The sequence below is a fragment of the Mucilaginibacter sp. SMC90 genome (assembly GCF_022811725.1).
Classification (GTDB): Bacteria; Bacteroidota; Bacteroidia; order Sphingobacteriales; family Sphingobacteriaceae; genus Mucilaginibacter.
Map to the genome: position 1 here is coordinate 5654811 of NZ_CP094527.1, position 16841 is coordinate 5671651.

Below are 16841 nucleotides of genomic sequence, written 5' to 3' on the forward strand. Positions count from 1 at the left end.
GCGAACAGCCGAAAAGCTTTTCGCATTTTTTATGATCAATCGGCCAGTTCCCTTAAATCAACAGGTACTACACGTGAAATACCCTGTTCAACCATGGTTACACCGTAAATAACATCGGTGCTGGCAATAGTACGTTTGTTATGCGATACGATGATAAACTGCGACTCTTTAGAGAAGGTGCGGATAATGTTATTGAACTTATCAATATTGGTATCATCAAGCGGTGCATCAACTTCATCAAAAATACAGAAAGGTGCAGGCTTAAGCAGGTATAACGAAAACAGGATAGCTGTTGCTGTAAGCGTTTTCTCCCCTCCGGATAACTGATTAATAGATAGCGGGCGTTTACCTTTTGGCTTCGCGATGATATCAATATCCGATTCGAGCGGATGGTCAGGATCCGTTAGGATCAAGTCGCACGAATCTTCTTCGTTAAACAATGAACGGAACACCTTGATAAAGTTTTCACGTACCATCATAAAGGCGGTCATGAACTTATCTTTTGCGGTATCGTCAATCTCCTGAATGGTAGCCAGCAATGATGCTTTAGCTTCGCTCAGGTCTTTCTTTTGCGCCTGGATAAAGGTATAACGTTCGTTCATTTCGTTATAAGCCTCAACCGCCATTGGGTTTATAGCGCCAAAATCGTCCAGCTGTTTTTTCAGCTTTTCTGCTTTCTCGCGCAGGTCCTGCTCATTTTCACCTTCGGGAACTTCGCTTTCGGGCAGGTCTTCAATATCTATGTTAAACTCAACCGAAAGGCGCTCTTTCAGCGCGTTAAGGTCTATTTTTAAATTATTACGCTCGTCACGCAGTTCGTTCTCAATAACTTCACTGTTCTCTTTCTTGCGCCTTAATGAACTTACCTGGTTCTCATTTTCGGTGATGAGGCCGCGCCATTGGTAGTATTCCTGCTCGGCTTGTTGGGTGGCCTTTTCCAGGTTTTCCTTCTGCTCGTACATCTCTAACAAGTTGTCATCCGAGTTATCGGCCAGCTTCAGGTTTTCCTGTATGGCAACCTTTACCTTTTCGAGCTCAACTGTATTTTGACGGATACGCGTGTCAAGGTTTTCCTGCTGACTATCGCGGTAATCGAGGTCTTTCATCAATCCCGATACCTTGTTTTGTTGCTGATGGAAGCGGATATTTTCCTGGTTATAAGCGTTTGATTGTACGGATACGTATTCGTTAAGCTCGTTAAAAGCCATCTGCTTATCAGCTAACAGATCGCTTTGAATCTGACGCTGTGTTTTAAGCTCGGCCAGTTGCGGTTGCAGAGCGGCCATTTCATCCTTTATCCCGGCAATTTTTCGGGCTATATCTTCCTTGCGGTTAAGACTGTTTTCAATAAAGGTTTGGTATTGCTCCTGCCGGGTTTTAACGGTGATCAGTTCCGTATTTAACCTATTGATGATCAGTTGTTGTTCGTTGATCTCGGCAGCTTTGGTTGATGAACGTAAAGCAGCAAGTTTATTCTGCAATTCGTCGGATTTAGTGCGGAACGCCCCTACCTGGTTCTCTATCCCACGGATCTCCTTGGCTAAATTTTCCAGATTTTTAGCACGGCCAATCCTTTTACCCTCAAACAATCCAACGGACCCACCGGCCATGGTATGTTTTGATTTATTGAACTTACCGCTCTTTCCTATCAGTACAACGCCTTGAGGTAAAGCCTCGCTGTTGATCTGCCCTTCTTTATCATCATCAACCAGGTAAACACCTTTAAGCAGGTAGTTACAAAGTGGGAGGTAACGTTTCTCCACTTCAATAACGCCAAGCGCTGGTATAGCATCTGCCCTTTCAAAATTTACCTGGGTAACTGCTTCATCGGCGTAGTTGTTCAATACAAAGAAGTTTGCCCTCCCTTTAGCCGAATTGCTTAACAGGTTAATAGCCTTCACCGCATCGTCATAGCTTTCAACAACGTAGTAGTTCATGAGCGGTTCCAGGTAGTTTTCAATGGCTACCCGAAATTCCTCCTTACAAAAAAGCACATCGCTAAACAGCGGCGCGTTTTTGGCCCAGTCGGTATTCTTTTTCAGAAACCTGATCGACTCCGGAAAACCTTCCAAACTATCAACCATACTTTTGGTAAGGTTATACTCGTTTTGCTTGGCATCCAGGCGGCGGCTCTCTTTTATGATAGTGTCCTTTACCGAATTCAACTCAACGTCGGTTTCGGCAATCTGCTCTTTTAACTTGTTTTCAAACTCAACAGCCTGCTGAAATTCATCATCAAGCGTTTCCTTGCGGTATTGCAGCTCGGCAACCACCTGGTTAAAGTGCGAAAGTTCCACCTCTTTATTGGTGGTATCTTCCATATTGCGCTGACTTTCCTGCTCCAAAGCCTGCTGCTGGATCTGTAATATATCCAGGTCTTTTTCGGCTTTATAAGCCTGGTTTTGCAGGCGGGTATTGATGTTGTTTAACTCATTAAGCTCGTTACGGGCTTCGGTTTGCTGTGCACGCAATTCGTCAACTGCCTCCTTTAAATCAGTCACCCGGCTTTGGATAGCTTGCAGGGTTTCATCCTCGGTAGCTTTCTCCTCACTTAAGCGCTTAATGTTATACAAAACGTGGTTCAGCTGGTTTTTATCCCGCTCCAACTCATCCGTTAAGCGCGATTCTTTATCCTGCTGAAACTTCAGCTGCTCATTCTTGATCTTTTTTTCACTTTCATAAGCACGGATCTTTGAAACAAACTCGTTGGTTGTTTTTTGCTGAACAGACAGGTTCTTTTCTTTGGTAATGCTATCCAGCTTTTGTTGCTGTAAGGTAGCTTCCAAAGTATCTATCTGGGCAATAATATCACCTTTCTCAGCTTTGTGCTTAAGTTCCTGCTCCTCTATCTTTTTTAATGATTCGCTAAATGCCACTATCCTGAACGAAGCCAGCATAATACTCAGCGTTTTATATTGCTCTTTTAAGCGATAATAACGTTCAGTTTTCTTTGCCTGGTTTTCCAGCGTTTTGAGGTTTTTTTCGATCTCAAACAGCAGATCGTCCACACGGGCCAGATCGGCCTCCGTTTCCTTAAGTTTACTGAAAGTTTGCTTTTTACGCAGCTTGTATTTGGAGATGCCGGATGCTTCCTCGAACAGGTTACGACGGGAGCCTTCCTTATTAGTGATGATCTCGTCGATCATTCTCAACTCGATAATGGAATAAGAATCTGAGCCGATACCTGTATCCAAAAAAAGATCGGTGATATCCTTTAAACGGCACTGCACATCGTTTAAGCGGTACTCACTTTCACCGGTACGGTAAAGCTTACGGGTAAGTGTTACCTGCGAGTAATCAGTTGGCAGTATGTTTTTTGTATTATCAAAAGTGAGGGAAACTTCGGCAAGGTTGGCCGATTTGCGGCTTTTGGTACCGTTAAAAATAACGTTGTCCATCTTCTCCGAACGGAGTGCCCGGGTGCTTTGCTCACCCAAAACCCAACGGATACTATCAACAACGTTAGACTTACCACAACCGTTAGGCCCTACAATAGCGGTAACACCCTCATTAAAATTGATGGTTATTTTATCGCCAAAACTCTTGAAGCCCTTGATTTCTAAACGGGTAAGCTGCATTTAATTTATTAAGTACCTTGCAAAGTCCAAACCTCCAAAGTATTATAAATAATTGAGTTTTGAAAGTATATTTTGATTTGAGGTGAAAGGGAAAAGGTTAAAGGCGAAAGGTTGATTCTACAACTAACACGTCATTGCGAGGTACGAAGCAATCCCCTACTTACAGAGTAACTATTCAAGGTCGACCTGTACAGTTTGGGATTGCTTCGTACCTCGCAATGACGTTTTATTTAATTAAACCCTTATCTCCCCCTTCAAATAAGTAACCGCTTTACCGCTCATCAGCACACGATCACCTTTAAGCTCGCACCAGAGCTCGCCACGACGGGCCGATAGCTGGTAGGCATGCAGGTTATCTTTACCAAGCCGTTTCGCCCAATATGGGATCAGGTTACAATGTGCCGATCCGGTTACCGGATCTTCGGGGATACCTGCTCCGGGTGCAAAAAAACGGGAAACAAAGTCAGAGTTATCGCCTGGAGCGGTGGCTATGATGCCCACCGTATCCATTTTCGACATAGCGAAGAAATCGGGTGTAAGGTCTTTGATATCCTGCTCGGTTTCATAAACGATAAAATAATCGCGTGAACGCAAAAAAGCTACAGGTTGCTTTTCGCCAAGCGATTCGGCCAATCCGTTGGGAGCCTCTATAGGGATGGGCGGCCGTGACGGAAAATCCATGGTATATTTATCAGCATCACGCTTTACGGTGAGCGTTCCGGCTTTTACAGTTTCAAAATGAATGGTATCTCCCTCATAACCCAGTTCCGAAAACAGGATATGTGCCGATGCAAGCGTAGCATGCCCGCAAAGATCTATCTCATACTCAGGCGTAAACCAGCGGAGTTTATAACCGCTGCCATTTTTTACAAAGAATGCAGTTTCGGCAAGGTTATTTTCAATAGCTATCATTTGCATGGTGGCATCTGGCAGCCATTCATTAAGCGGGCAAATAGCAGCCGGGTTACCGCCAAAAAGCTTATCGGTAAACGCGTCGGCCTGGTATATGGGGATGATCATATAAATATTGGTATTTAGCTAATATAGCGAGGTGAGCGTCAAAATGCAAGGCAATAAGAATCAAGATTCAAGAGAAAAGAATCAAGATTCAAGACTATAAGAATCAGGACATTTATTATTCAGATTCTGCGATTGCCTTTCCTATTTTTTATTCCTGTATCTTGGCTCTTAAGTCTTGATTCTTTTCTCTTGCATCTTGATTCTTACCCCTTGCTTCTTTTCTTCTCATTCAATCCATAAAACGGAATTACCCGAATTATATTGGTTTGGCTCATAAAGTTTATTACCCGGATCGATGATCCATTTACCATCAACAATAAACTTATACAGCTGCTTGCCAGGCTTCAGGTTAACGCTCACTGTCCAATCCTTACCGTTAAAAGCAAGTGTATAGCCAAACTCATCAAAATTATTAAAGCTCCCCGCCAGATGAACATTTTTGGAGTTATTAAAACCGCTTAGCTTAAACGTGTAATTGGGCTTTACCGAAATATAGGAGTTAACAACGCCGCCCTCCATCATATTTCTGGGGTTTTTAGGATCTGTTATCCAGTTACCGTCAACAACAAATTTATAACCATAATTGCCCGGCGGAATGATGAGGGGTAACTCCCAGCCCGTCTGGGTTTTAGATAGGGGGATCAAACCATGTTCCCAATTATTAAAGCTACCGCCTATGTATACTTTTTTTGCGTTGGTGTAGCCATCAAGCTTAAACAGTATTGTTTCGCCAAGGTTCAAAACCGAATTGATTTGTCCGTCATCGCCCTTTATTTTATTTGGGTTGGCTGGGTCGGCGATCCATTTGCCATCAACCAAAAAACGGTAGGCCTGTGTACCATCATGCAGGTAAAGCTGCTTTTGCCAAATGCCGCCTTTTTTTTCCAGAATGATGCTGTTGGCGTCCCAATTATTAAAACTTCCGGCCAGCGTTATTTTACGGGCATTGGAATAGCCATTCAGTTTAAAAGTATAGTTGTATCGAAAGTAGATGGAGTTATCATCATGATTGGCCACCTGGTTGTTATAACTGTCGTTGATCCAATGCCCGTCAACAATAAACTTATACTCGTACTTACCGGGTTTTAGCTTTATATCAACAATCCAGCCGCTATCGGTTTTTGCCATGATCCCCTTAAGTGTGCTCCAGTTGTTAAAATTACCCGATAGTAAAGCCCTTCTGGTTTGCGAATAGCCCGGCAAAAAGAACCGGGTTAGCCCCGATGATAGCTCATGTACCGTGACTTTAGCAAAATTATTGATACCGAAATCGACATCGGCCGGATACCCCGGTGATCCGTCATCATCATTATTTATTTTAGTAGTTATCAGGTATGGCTTGGTTTGCGGGTTTTTATTGAGGTCTTCAAGCGGCCTGTCAAACGCTACAATAGTTCCTTGCTTACCGGCCGCTGCCCAGCCGTCTTTTAGCAGGGAAGTAAAATCACCTTTCAAAATGGCAGTGGCACTTACACCTTTAAGACCGGCCTTTTTCAGCAGGCTATCTACTTCAGTTTTAGATGCGCGCATATCAATGAGTAACTTCAGCTTATCATCACTCATAACCAGGCTACTGCGTTTTTGTGCCCTTGCATGTATGGCCATGCAAATGATCGCAAAAAAAACAATAACTATACGCCCGCGCCTTTTCATATTACTGGTTGCTGTAAATGTACATTTCAAATTCTTTTTTAACAAAGTTGATGGTGAATATGCCGCGAACAAAGAAATCATATCCTAAAACACCATCGATCTTGTATCCGTAAGCATTTCCCATTTTTTCGAGATTGGTTATTAAAATACGGTTTTTCATGTATTTGCGGTCGCCGACAACCAAATTATCGAACCGGGTATATATTACTTCGATAGAGGTACCGCCAATCCCCATAATTTTTGTACGGCTTACAACTTCCATTTCAGGGATGAGTTTTTTTGAACGCCGGTAATCAAGCAGGCTGGTTTCGGCGGCACTGTCAAAAGCAAACCAAAGCGAATTGTCATTAATGGTACCTTTCATTAAAATAACATCATTGAGCATCCGGAACGGACTCACCATAAACCGGTCGTGAAACACCTTTTCTGCTTCGGGGATGTTGCCGTTTTCATCAAGTTTTTGAATGTAAAGGCTATTGCGAAAAAGATCAACAGTAATGGCAAAATCGGCGAACAGCCTGGTGCCCAGCAACCCCAGTATCTTGATCCCCTTGCCGTTTTCGATAGCCGACAAATCGGTAACATCAGCACGGAGCTTCGGATAATGCAGGTCAAGGATATTTAAATTGCGGACATAAGTAGTAAATGAGCTGTTGGCATAGCCATTAACCCCGGCCGATTCCTGTTCGGCCACATGGGGCATGTATCGAAAATAGGTTTCGTTTAAAACCAGGTAAGGCGCGCCTGTATCCAATACAAAGTTACCCTCAAGGGTATCAATCTGTGCTTCAATAACGATGAGGTTACCAGCTCTTTTTATAGGAATAACCAGTGTTTTAAAATCGCCGGTAGGCGACGGATCAGGATAAGATTTTACGTTTTTAAAGGTGAGGCCGCTGATGGTCACACGTTCGCCTCCTTCCGCATTGAAACAGAAAGCGAAAAGAAGCATGATCAACAGCAAATAAACCTTGGGCATCACATTAAGTACTATACCTAATAGACCCTCATTTTATATTATAAGTTACAGGTCCCGGCAATTAAATAACGTGGTTGATATAACCATACCTAACCAGGTCGTCGGAGTTATTAATGGGCTTGGTGCTGCCATCTGCTATCAGGATTATCCTGTCGGCAACATCGAGGATATTATAATACTGATGATCAGTAACAATGATTCCTTTTATCTTTGCACACCTGCCAATTATCTCTTTAAACATTTCCGTTTGTATTGGTGAAACGTGGGTAAACGGCTCATCGAGCAAAATAAAATCGGCCCGGCTGTAAATACACATCAGTGTTTCCAGTTGCCTTAACTCGCCACCCGACAACTGGTCGGCCTTTTGATCGTAATACTTTTGATAAATAGGGTGATTACTGAAATCAGCCCAAAATTGCGGATCGATAATAGGTTGAGCAAGGTTTTTAAGCTTTATATTTTGTGGCAGGTAAGTATGCTGGGGCAGATAGGCGATACGCCCCTTATGATAACCTTTCAATATCGGAATATCATTTATACTGATGTGCTTGTAAGACGGCTTTAGCGAGCCAAACATAATGCGTAATAATGATGATTTTCCACAGCCGTTGCGACCGAGCAGGCCAACAACTTCACCCTGCCTGCAATCAATATAAATATCCTGCAATATCTTCCGTCCGTCAAACTCAAGATGAACGCTATCCGTTTTTAAAATATGTGGGCCCAATGTAGTATGAGTTTTGAAATGGAGATGAAAATACTGTAGGCTAATGCATCAGATATAAAGCTGTATATATATAAACTGTCGATACTGTAGCCCGCATTTCTGAAGTAGAAGAATGTCCTGTTAGCGTTTTGGTAAATATATTGAAAGCCGATAGCAAGGCCATAACCCATCAGCTTAAAAATGTATGATTCCGCAACGTTGATCTTGCCGGGAAGCACGTAATAAGCGCAGGTTAAACTGGTGATAAGGCACCATAGCCATAAAGATTTATAAAAATACCAGGTAATTTTTATGGTGTTACGCATTTAGCTAAATCATGACAGGTTAGCTAAAATAACGTTGGTTGCGAATTAAAATTTTCCCCGTCAGCAATTCTTATTTTATTCACTAACAGATGTGCTTGCCGGGTAGGTTCGGGGATGCGGTAACCCCGGATACAGTTTTTGATAAGCTCAACACTTTGTTCCATACTGATGTGATGGCCCGGCGAAATATAAATAGGGTTACATTTCTTTTTGGTGCGTAAAGCAATACCTATCAATTCGCCTTTATCATACATCGGGCTTTGGTCAAACACCTCGTTACCGGGTTCCTGGTACCTGCCGTAAAGCCTGCTTTTAGCACTACCAATAGATGGAACATTAGTGAGCAAACCGAAATGGGTAGCTATGCCTGTGCGGCGCTCGTGTGCTATCCCCTGCCCATCTAATACCATAACATCGGGTTTAAAAGGCAGTTTTTCCCAGGCTTCAAGCAAAGCCGGCACTTCCCTGAATGCCAGCAGACCGGAGATGTACGGAAACTTTGTTTTACTGATAGCCGTTGCCTGGCCTATTATAGTTAGCTCAGGATATTTGAGCAGGATGATACCGGCGTAAACTACTTCCGAATATTTATTGAATGAAATATCGGCACCACCGATGATTTTAACAGGCTTATCCAGCGGACGAATATCAATTTGCCTGCGCAACTCATGCTGCCAGGCTACGGCCTGTTCAGGGGTAAGGTTTTCATATAATTCTGGCCGCACCGTTGATTGGGAATTGATTACGTTGATTTCGTCGATGGCTTATTTTGTGATAATGATTTTCATGAGGGTTTTGTTTTGATTCTGATGGATTTACACAATCGCATGTTCAAGCGTCCACGCCATAGCTGTTAACTTAAGAGAGTAATTTGGCGTAAGCCTTTTAAAATCCCCTCTCGATAGGGGGAGCGATGGAACGAGTGGTAGCAGGGGTGTGTTACATAAGCGATAAGCCGCACACAGAATAACACACCCCTCCACCCCTCTCGAGAGGGGAATCGCACATTCCCATGCTTTTGAGAGGTTTTTTGCCTTAAGTTAACCGCTATGGCGTGGACGCTTGAACATGCGTAAGGGTCGACCAGCGTAGCGCAGTCGGGGTGAGTCGATTTATGCGATATGACTAATCTTCAACCATTCACCTAATCAACCCAATCAACCACTCACCTTTAATACGAACTCACATTACTATAATCAATATTAGTTACACCGCTGTAATCCGGTATAAAAGTATCTTCCTTGCTGATGGCCATATCAAACTCAAACGATGCCGGATACGGCGTATTGAGCAAACTGCCTTTGGGAATATAAGGAAACAATTCGCCATAAGTGAGGATCTGGCTGTGGTTAATCCGGCGGTAGATATACATTCGGTGCAGGTCACAGGGCTTGGTTAAACCTGCAGCGCCAATCATTTGAATGGCACTGCCTACCGTAAGCTTGTGAAAGTTGGCTACCCGTACTTTTTTATCATCAACCACCAGCCCTTTCATCAGGCTCTTATTTTGCGTGGCGACACCTGTAGGACAGGTATTGCTGTTACATTCCAGCGCCTGGATACACCCTAATGCGAACATCATACCGCGGGCACTGTTACACATATCGGCGCCGAGCGCAAAATTTTTGACGAGATCAAAGCCAGTAGCTACTTTGCCTGATGCTATGAGTTTAATATTCCTTTTAAGATCGAAACCTGTTAGCGCATCGTAAACAAAGGCAAGGGCTTCGCGAAGCGGCATCCCTACCGAGTTACTAAATTCAAGCGGAGCAGCACCGGTACCGCCCTCTCCCCCATCAACGGTAATAAAATCGGGCGTGATGCCGGTTTTAACCATTGCCTTACAAATGGCTAAAAACTCGCTTTTATGCCCAACACATAATTTAAAGCCGACAGGCTTACCACCCGAAAGGTCACGAAGCTTTTGAATGAAGGTCATCAATTCCAAAGGATTGGTAAACGCGGTATGATACGGCGGCGATATCACGTCCTCGCCCATTTCCACCAACCTGATGCGCGCAATTTCGGGCGTTACCTTAGCTGCGGGCAAAATACCGCCGTGCCCGGGCTTTGCACCCTGCGATAGTTTGATCTCGATCATCTTTACCTGCGGTAACACAGCACGCTCGGCAAATGCATCGTAATTAATGGTACCATCCTTATGGCGACAGCTAAAGTACCCGGTACCTATCTGCCAGATAATATCACCGCCGGGCTGCAGGTGATAGTCGCTCAAACCACCTTCGCCGGTATTATGTGCAAAGTTATCAAGCTTTGCGCCTCCGTTAAGCGCAAGGATGGCGTTCATGCTCAGTGAACCGAAACTCATGGCCGAAATATTAAATACGCTGGCCATGTATGGTTGTTTACATGCCGGCCCTCCTACTTTTACGCGCGGGTCCATGTTTAATTGATGATGATCTATTGCGGCAATGCTGTGGTTAAGCCATTCGTAACCATTATCATAAACATCAAGCTCGGTACCGAAGGGGCGCGTATCATCAACCTTTTTAGCACGCTGATAAACCACACTCCTGTTTTGACGGTTAAAGGGTGTTCCGTTGGTATCGCTTTCAATAAAGTACTGATAAATTTTTGGCCGCAACTCCTCCATCAAATACCGAAGGTGACCAAACACAGGGTAATTACGCACGATACTATGCCTGGGCTGTATCATGTCATAAAAACCGATAAGGTATATAGGCCCCATGATTGCAAACGACCACGCAGCCGGCGGCCAGATAATGCTCCAGGCACCAAGCATACTGAATATGATAAAAAACGAGACAATGAAGAGTTTTCTCATGGATGGTTAATTTTATATGAAGCCGCTATTAAGTTTGATAAAAATAGAATTGTAATTTAAACAATGTGCCAAATTTGTGGTTAACAAACTTACTCTATGTCGTTTTAAAGTCACAAAGTATAAATACATGTTTAAACACGTAATTTTGTACTTATCTTTGTATCAACAAAAAAAACAAAAAAAATCATGGCAACAGCAACAGCAGCAAAATGGGTTATCGACCCAATGCACTCAGAAGTACAATTTAAAGTTAAACACCTGGTTATCTCAACTGTAAGCGGCTTTTTCAAAAGCTTTAACGGTGAATTATTAACTGATAACGATGATTTTGATAATGCAGAAATTGATTTCGCATTAGATATCAACAGCATCGATACCAACCAGACTCAACGCGACGAGCACTTAAAATCAGCAGAGTTTTTTGATGCTGAAAAATATCCTCAGATCACTTTCAAATCAACTTCATTCACCAAAACTGATGATGAAGAATATGAATTGAAAGGTAACCTGACCATTAAAGATCAAACTAAACCAGTAACCCTTAACGTAGAATTTGGTGGCTCGGCTGCTGATTTTTATGGCAACACCAAAGCTGGTTTCGAGATCAGCGGTAAAATTAACCGTAAAGATTTCGGCTTAACCTGGGACGGCGTAACCGAAGCCGGTTCAATTGTAGTTGGCGAAGACATTAAATTGCTGATCAACATACAGTTCACTAAACAAGCTTAATTGTTTTAATACTGTTGCTGTGTTTTAACTTTTAAAATGCCGTTGTTGTTAAAGGATCCAAACAACACGGCATTGTTGAAACAGTAAACAGGTTAAAATTAATGATAGAAAAGCCATTCGTTTAAAGCGAATGGCTTTTTGGTTTTTGACACCTACCCAAACTTACGAAGTTTTAAAAACTTCGTAAGTTTTCTGCACCATGTTAATTACGTGATTTCAAGTCGTTTTACTGCCGTTGTTAAACTAAGTAGCGCTATATTTGTTCTTATAATATGTTGATTAAAATATATCCCGAAAACCCTAATCCCAAAGCTATTGAGCAGGTGGTTGAGGTGTTAAAAAAAGGCGGCCTCATCATATACCCTACCGATACCATTTATGGTTTGGGATGCGATATTACCAATCATCGTGCTATTGAGGCTATTTGCAAAATCAGGAATATCAAGCCCGAAAAGGCTAATTTCTCCTTTATTTGTTACGACCTCAGCCATATTTCTGATTATATCAAACCAATTGATAACACAACTTTTCGTGTACTGAAAAAAGCGCTGCCAGGGCCGTTCACGTTTATATTTAACGCCAGCCACATGGTGCCCAAAATGCTTAGCTCCAACAAAAAAACTGTTGGTATCAGGGTGCCCGATAATAATATAGCCCGCGAAATCGTACGCGTTTTAGGCAATCCTATACTATCAACATCGATAAGGGATGATGACGATATCATGGAATACTCTACCGATCCGGAACTGATTCACGAGAAGTATGAAGATTTGGTAGATATTGTGATTGATGGCGGCTATGGCGATAATGTTGCCTCAACCGTAGTAGATTGCACAACCGGCGACTTTGAGATTATTCGTGAAGGTAAAGGTGATTTAGAATTGTATTTGTAAGGCTGGGACCTCAATATTTCACGTCATTGCAAAGTACAAAGCAATCCAAGAGGCAGAGGCGCTATCAGGTTTCTCTGTACAGTTTGGGATTGCTTCGTACCTCGCAATGACGGTTGGTAAATCTTACGGCCTTATTCCCTTCACAAACCCATCAATCTTATCCATATACCCATCCTCACCTAAAAGCTTTACAAATTTACTACCTATAATGGCACCGTTAGCATAGTTACATGCTTTGGCAAAACTGCTGCTATCGGTAATGCCGAAACCAATAATAGTTGGATTTTTCAGTTTCATTGCAACAATACGTTTATAGTATTCTTCAACACTATCGCTTAATTTAAGGTTGTAACCGGTTATGGTTGATGACGATAACAGGTAAATAAAACTGCTGCTCAGGCTATCGATTTTGCGGATCCGCTCTTCAGATGTTTGAGGCGTCACCAAAAATATGTTGCTTAAGCCGTTATCAATAAAATATGATGAATACAGCGTTTCGTACTCATACATCGGCAGATCGGGCACGATGATGCCGTCAACCCCAACCTCGGCAGCTTTTTTGCAAAAACGTTCAATACCGTACTGAACAATCGGGTTCAGATATCCCATAAGCAAAATTGGAATGCTCACACGGCTGCGCAGTTCGGCCAGTTCTTCAAACAAAACTTTCAGGCTCATGCCGTTTTCAAGGGCACGCTCTGAGCTGTGCTGAACAGTTGGGCCATCGGCTACCGGATCGGAATAAGGAAAACCGATCTCCAGGAAATCAGCACCTGATTTCTCAAGGGCTTCGGCAATATCAACCGTGGTATTCAGTGCCGGGTAACCGGCGGTAAAGTATATAGATAACAGGTTGTTATTCTTTGATGCAAAAAGCTTGTTTAAACGGTTCATTGTATGTTAGATTTGTCTGAACTCGAATTAATCGAATTTAACGATTGGGCAGAATATTAGAATTCAATTAATTCCTATAATTCGTTTAATTCAAGTTCAGACCATTTTTTTAATAGCCAAAATATTTAATATATGTATCCAGGTCTTTATCTCCCCTGCCCGAAATGCAGATTACAACATTATCGTTAGCCTCAAACTTCATTTTCTCCAAATGGGCCAAAGCGTGGGCTGTTTCAATGGCCGGGATAATGCCTTCCAACTGGCAGCAAAGCAAACCTGCCTGTAAAGCCTCATCATCAGTTATGCTTACATATTCACCACGATGGCTTTTAAATAAATGCGCGTGCTGCGGACCAATACCGGGGTAATCCAACCCTGCCGAAACGGAATAAGGTTCAACAACCTGTCCATCTTCCGTCTGCATTAAAATGGTGCGGCTGCCGTGCAATACACCCTCGTTGCCTAAAGCGGTAGTGGCAGCAGACTCGCCGCTGTTTACGCCTTTGCCAGCGGCTTCAACGGCTATCAGTTTCACGTTTTCGTCATCTAAAAAATGATAAAACATACCCATAGCATTGCTGCCCCCGCCTACACAGGCCAGTACATATTGCGGTAATTCACTACCTGTATATTCCACCAGTTGCTTTTTTGTTTCGGCAGAGATTATCGACTGAAAACGGGCTACCATATCAGGGTATGGATATGGGCCAACTACCGAACCTATAATATAATGCGTATCAACCGGATTACCAATCCAATCGCGCAAAGCCTCATTAGTTGCATCTTTCAGTGTTTTGCTTCCCGAAGTTGCCGGTACCACCTTAGCGCCCAGCATTTTCATGCGCGATACATTAGGTGCCTGGCGGGCCATATCAATCTCGCCCATGTAAACCACACATTCAATGCCCATTAAAGCGCATACAGTTGCTGTTGCAACCCCATGCTGTCCTGCACCGGTTTCGGCAATGATACGTTTTTTGCCGAGGCGTTTAGCAAGTAAGATCTGCCCTATGGCATTATTGATCTTGTGCGAGCCGGTATGGTTCAGATCTTCACGTTTAAAAAATATATTGGCACCATATTTTTCCGAATACCTTTTGGCATGATATAACGGAGAAGGGCGGCCAACATAGTTTTTCAGCAAATCGTTAAACTCAGCTTTAAAATCATCATCATTTATGATATTGAGGTATTGCTGCCTTAATTCCTCCACGTTAGGGTATAACATTTCGGGTATGTATGCTCCCCCAAAATCGCCGTAATAACCTTGTTCGTTAACTCCGTATTTCATCTGCTTTATTTTATTTTTGACGACATCAAATGCGTCTTTTAATTTTTCGATATTCTTTAAGCCCGGCTCAATTTCAAACCTGCTGTTAAGGTCAGCCCCATAAAATTGGGGATGTGTGATATTGTTAACTTCAGCTATATTTTCAGGGCCTATCCCTCCTGATAAAAAGAAAGGGATTTCCAGTTTATATTGATCAAGGATAGCCCAGTCAAACGTTTTGCCCGAGCCGCCGTATTCCTTCGTTTTGGTATCGAACAGGAAAAGATCAACATTGTTAGCATAATCTTTTAGCTGTTCAAAATCGAAATCCTCATTAAGACCGAATGCTTTGATCACAGTTACCCTGTCTTTAAAAGCAGCACAAAACTCCGGACTTTCATCACCATGCAACTGAATGGCGTTAAAGCCATATTCGGCTATCAGCTTCTCAATATTTTCGGCACTTTCATTTACAAAAACACTGGTTTTTTGAATGGAAGCCGGTATAGCTTGCAGCATATCAGCCGGCAGGCCGGCCATATATCGGGGCGATTTTCCGTAGAATATAAAACCCAGGTAATCGGGTTGCAAAGCGGCAACCGCTTCAATATTTTCAGGATGTTTTAAACCGCAAACCTTTATTTTCATAACTTAGTTTTGCAACAATGTATTAAAGCTTTTCAGCGCCTTTTTACCAAGCAATGCTTCCTCTGCTTCATAAAAACAATCGCCAAAAGTTTTTTCAGGACATATCGTTTTAATGGCGAGCGCAGCATTGGCCAGCACAACATTATTTTGAGCCTTAGTACCATCACCCTTAAGCACATCGCTGAATATAGCTGCAGATGCCATCACAGTATCCCCACCAGTAATTTCTTTAGGATCAATCAATTCAAAGCCAAGATCTTCAACACTGTTGATCTTTTCACCATCGGCCGAGAAGGTTTTAAAATCACAGGTTAACGAGATCTCATCGTAACCTTCCAGTGCGTTTATGATGGTATATTTTGTGGTTGATTTTTGGTACAGGTAAGCGTACACACGAGCAAGTTCAAGGTTAAATACCCCCACCAACTGGTTATCAGGCTTTGCCGGATTAACCATTGGCCCAAGCATATTAAAAAAGGTTTTAACGCCCAATTCCTTACGGATAGGTGCTACGGTTTTCATAGCCGGGTGGAACAACGGCGCATGCAGGAAACAGATATTGGCATTATCAGTACTGCGTTTCAAATTATCCAGATCGTTGGTAAAGCGGTAACCGAGGTATTCCATCACATTTGATGAACCGCAGCCTGATGATACACCGTAATTACCATGCTTGGCTACTTTATAACCGGCACCTGCCACTACAAATGAGGCGAGTGTTGAAATGTTGAACGTATCTTTACCGTCACCGCCGGTGCCGCACAAATCGATAAGACCATCGGTCTCCAGGTTAACCGGCAGGCAAAGCTCCAGCATGGCATCGCGAAAGCCTTCCAGTTCTTCAACAGTAATGCTCCGCATACAATATGCCGTCATAAAGGCGGCCATTTGCGCGTTGTTGTACTTACCCTGCGCAATGTTCATCAAAATGCCTTTAGATTGTTCCCTGCTAAAGGTTTTGTGCTCAAAAAGATGATTAAGTATCTGTTTCATGTGCCCCCCTGCCCCCTAAAGGGGGTGTTAGTATGCATAAATATTAATTTTCCCATTCCCCCTTGCTTATCGGTCCCCCGCCAGCTGGCGGGGGACGGGGGCGCTACGCGCAATAAAAAAAGGGTTGCCGTATGGCAACCCTCCTGAATATATTTTTCAAACAAACATGGAATTGCCTTACGATTACTCGTTAAGCCACCACCAATTGTTGTTTAATTTGTTCATTGTTACTTGTTGGCACAAATATGTAAATAGTTTTTATAAAAACAAACAGAATTATTTTAGTTAGTGAATTATTGATTTAGCGAGTTAGTGATTTAAGATCAGTTAATGAATTAGTGATTTA

At 42.8% G+C, this 16841-nt stretch carries 13 protein-coding genes; 2 read left to right on the top strand and 11 right to left on the bottom strand.

Annotated features, from left to right (window positions below; genetic code table 11):
* Nucleotides 1-35: 35 nt before the first annotated feature.
* From smc to MTO98_RS23440, 8 genes are all read right to left on the bottom strand, one after another.
* Nucleotides 36-3578 carry a chromosome segregation protein SMC gene (smc, locus tag MTO98_RS23405; RefSeq protein ID WP_243481402.1) on the bottom strand — a complete coding sequence of 1181 codons (3543 nt, stop codon included), beginning with the start codon at nucleotides 3576-3578 and terminating at the stop codon, nucleotides 36-38.
* 234 nt (nucleotides 3579-3812) lie between these two features.
* Nucleotides 3813-4598: a PhzF family phenazine biosynthesis protein gene (locus MTO98_RS23410; protein WP_243481403.1), complete on the bottom strand. Its 786-nt coding sequence runs from the start codon at nucleotides 4596-4598 to the stop codon at nucleotides 3813-3815.
* A gap of 225 nt (nucleotides 4599-4823) precedes the next feature.
* Complete coding sequence (locus tag MTO98_RS23415) at nucleotides 4824-6251, bottom strand: hypothetical protein (RefSeq protein WP_243481404.1); 1428 nt, start codon at nucleotides 6249-6251, stop codon at nucleotides 4824-4826.
* Between the two features lies 1 nt (nucleotide 6252).
* Nucleotides 6253-7203, bottom strand: a complete 951-nt coding sequence (locus tag MTO98_RS23420) for a pepsin/retropepsin-like aspartic protease family protein (protein WP_243481405.1) — start codon at nucleotides 7201-7203, stop codon at nucleotides 6253-6255.
* 88 nt (nucleotides 7204-7291) lie between these two features.
* Nucleotides 7292-7957, bottom strand: coding sequence for an ATP-binding cassette domain-containing protein (locus MTO98_RS23425; protein ID WP_243481406.1), 666 nt, complete (start codon nucleotides 7955-7957; stop codon nucleotides 7292-7294).
* A complete protein-coding gene (locus MTO98_RS23430) occupies nucleotides 7939-8262 on the bottom strand; it encodes a hypothetical protein (protein ID WP_243481407.1) in 324 nt (107 codons plus the stop codon). The genes MTO98_RS23425 and MTO98_RS23430 overlap by 19 nt, the downstream gene beginning before the upstream one ends.
* A gap of 23 nt (nucleotides 8263-8285) precedes the next feature.
* The gene (nfi, locus tag MTO98_RS23435; protein ID WP_243481408.1) at nucleotides 8286-8987 is read right to left on the bottom strand and encodes a deoxyribonuclease V; all 702 of its coding nucleotides are present in this window, start codon (nucleotides 8985-8987) and stop codon (nucleotides 8286-8288) included.
* Between the two features lie 446 nt (nucleotides 8988-9433).
* Nucleotides 9434-11068 (bottom strand): FMN-binding glutamate synthase family protein, encoded by a 1635-nt coding sequence (locus MTO98_RS23440; protein ID WP_243481409.1) that lies wholly within the window; start codon nucleotides 11066-11068, stop codon nucleotides 9434-9436.
* A gap of 186 nt (nucleotides 11069-11254) precedes the next feature.
* Between MTO98_RS23440 and MTO98_RS23445 the strand changes: the two genes are divergently transcribed.
* Nucleotides 11255-11797 carry a YceI family protein gene (locus MTO98_RS23445; protein WP_243481410.1) on the top strand — a complete coding sequence of 181 codons (543 nt, stop codon included), beginning with the start codon at nucleotides 11255-11257 and terminating at the stop codon, nucleotides 11795-11797.
* Nucleotides 11798-12069: 272 nt separating this feature from the next.
* Nucleotides 12070-12690: an L-threonylcarbamoyladenylate synthase gene (locus tag MTO98_RS23450; RefSeq protein ID WP_243481411.1), complete on the top strand. Its 621-nt coding sequence runs from the start codon at nucleotides 12070-12072 to the stop codon at nucleotides 12688-12690.
* Between the two features lie 123 nt (nucleotides 12691-12813).
* Here the strand turns inward: MTO98_RS23450 and trpA are convergent, their stop codons facing one another.
* The 3 genes from trpA to trpD form a co-directional block, all read right to left on the bottom strand.
* Nucleotides 12814-13584: a tryptophan synthase subunit alpha gene (gene trpA / locus MTO98_RS23455; protein ID WP_243481412.1), complete on the bottom strand. Its 771-nt coding sequence runs from the start codon at nucleotides 13582-13584 to the stop codon at nucleotides 12814-12816.
* 109 nt (nucleotides 13585-13693) lie between these two features.
* A complete protein-coding gene (locus tag MTO98_RS23460; protein WP_243481413.1) occupies nucleotides 13694-15502 on the bottom strand; it encodes a bifunctional phosphoribosylanthranilate isomerase/tryptophan synthase subunit beta in 1809 nt (602 codons plus the stop codon).
* 3 nt (nucleotides 15503-15505) lie between these two features.
* Entirely contained in the window at nucleotides 15506-16495 is a 990-nt protein-coding gene (gene trpD / locus MTO98_RS23465) for an anthranilate phosphoribosyltransferase (protein ID WP_243481414.1), read from the bottom strand.
* Between the last annotated feature and the right edge of the window lie 346 nt (nucleotides 16496-16841).

Excerpts from the sequence above, each read along its gene's own strand:
- smc (WP_243481402.1), bottom strand. The coding sequence starts at position 3,578 with ATGCAGCTTACCCGTTTAGAAATCAAGGGCTTCAAGAGTTTTGGCGAT.
- MTO98_RS23420 (WP_243481405.1), bottom strand. The coding sequence starts at position 7,203 with ATGCTTCTTTTCGCTTTCTGTTTCAATGCGGAAGGAGGCGAACGTGTG.
- MTO98_RS23460 (WP_243481413.1), bottom strand. The coding sequence starts at position 15,502 with ATGAAAATAAAGGTTTGCGGTTTAAAACATCCTGAAAATATTGAAGCG.
- MTO98_RS23430 (WP_243481407.1), bottom strand. The coding sequence starts at position 8,262 with ATGCGTAACACCATAAAAATTACCTGGTATTTTTATAAATCTTTATGG.
- MTO98_RS23415 (WP_243481404.1), bottom strand. The coding sequence starts at position 6,251 with ATGAAAAGGCGCGGGCGTATAGTTATTGTTTTTTTTGCGATCATTTGC.
- trpA (WP_243481412.1), bottom strand. The coding sequence starts at position 13,584 with ATGAACCGTTTAAACAAGCTTTTTGCATCAAAGAATAACAACCTGTTA.
- MTO98_RS23450 (WP_243481411.1), top strand. The coding sequence starts at position 12,070 with ATGTTGATTAAAATATATCCCGAAAACCCTAATCCCAAAGCTATTGAG.
- MTO98_RS23440 (WP_243481409.1), bottom strand. The coding sequence starts at position 11,068 with ATGAGAAAACTCTTCATTGTCTCGTTTTTTATCATATTCAGTATGCTT.
- MTO98_RS23410 (WP_243481403.1), bottom strand. The coding sequence starts at position 4,598 with ATGATCATCCCCATATACCAGGCCGACGCGTTTACCGATAAGCTTTTT.
- MTO98_RS23445 (WP_243481410.1), top strand. The coding sequence starts at position 11,255 with ATGGCAACAGCAACAGCAGCAAAATGGGTTATCGACCCAATGCACTCA.
- trpD (WP_243481414.1), bottom strand. The coding sequence starts at position 16,495 with ATGAAACAGATACTTAATCATCTTTTTGAGCACAAAACCTTTAGCAGG.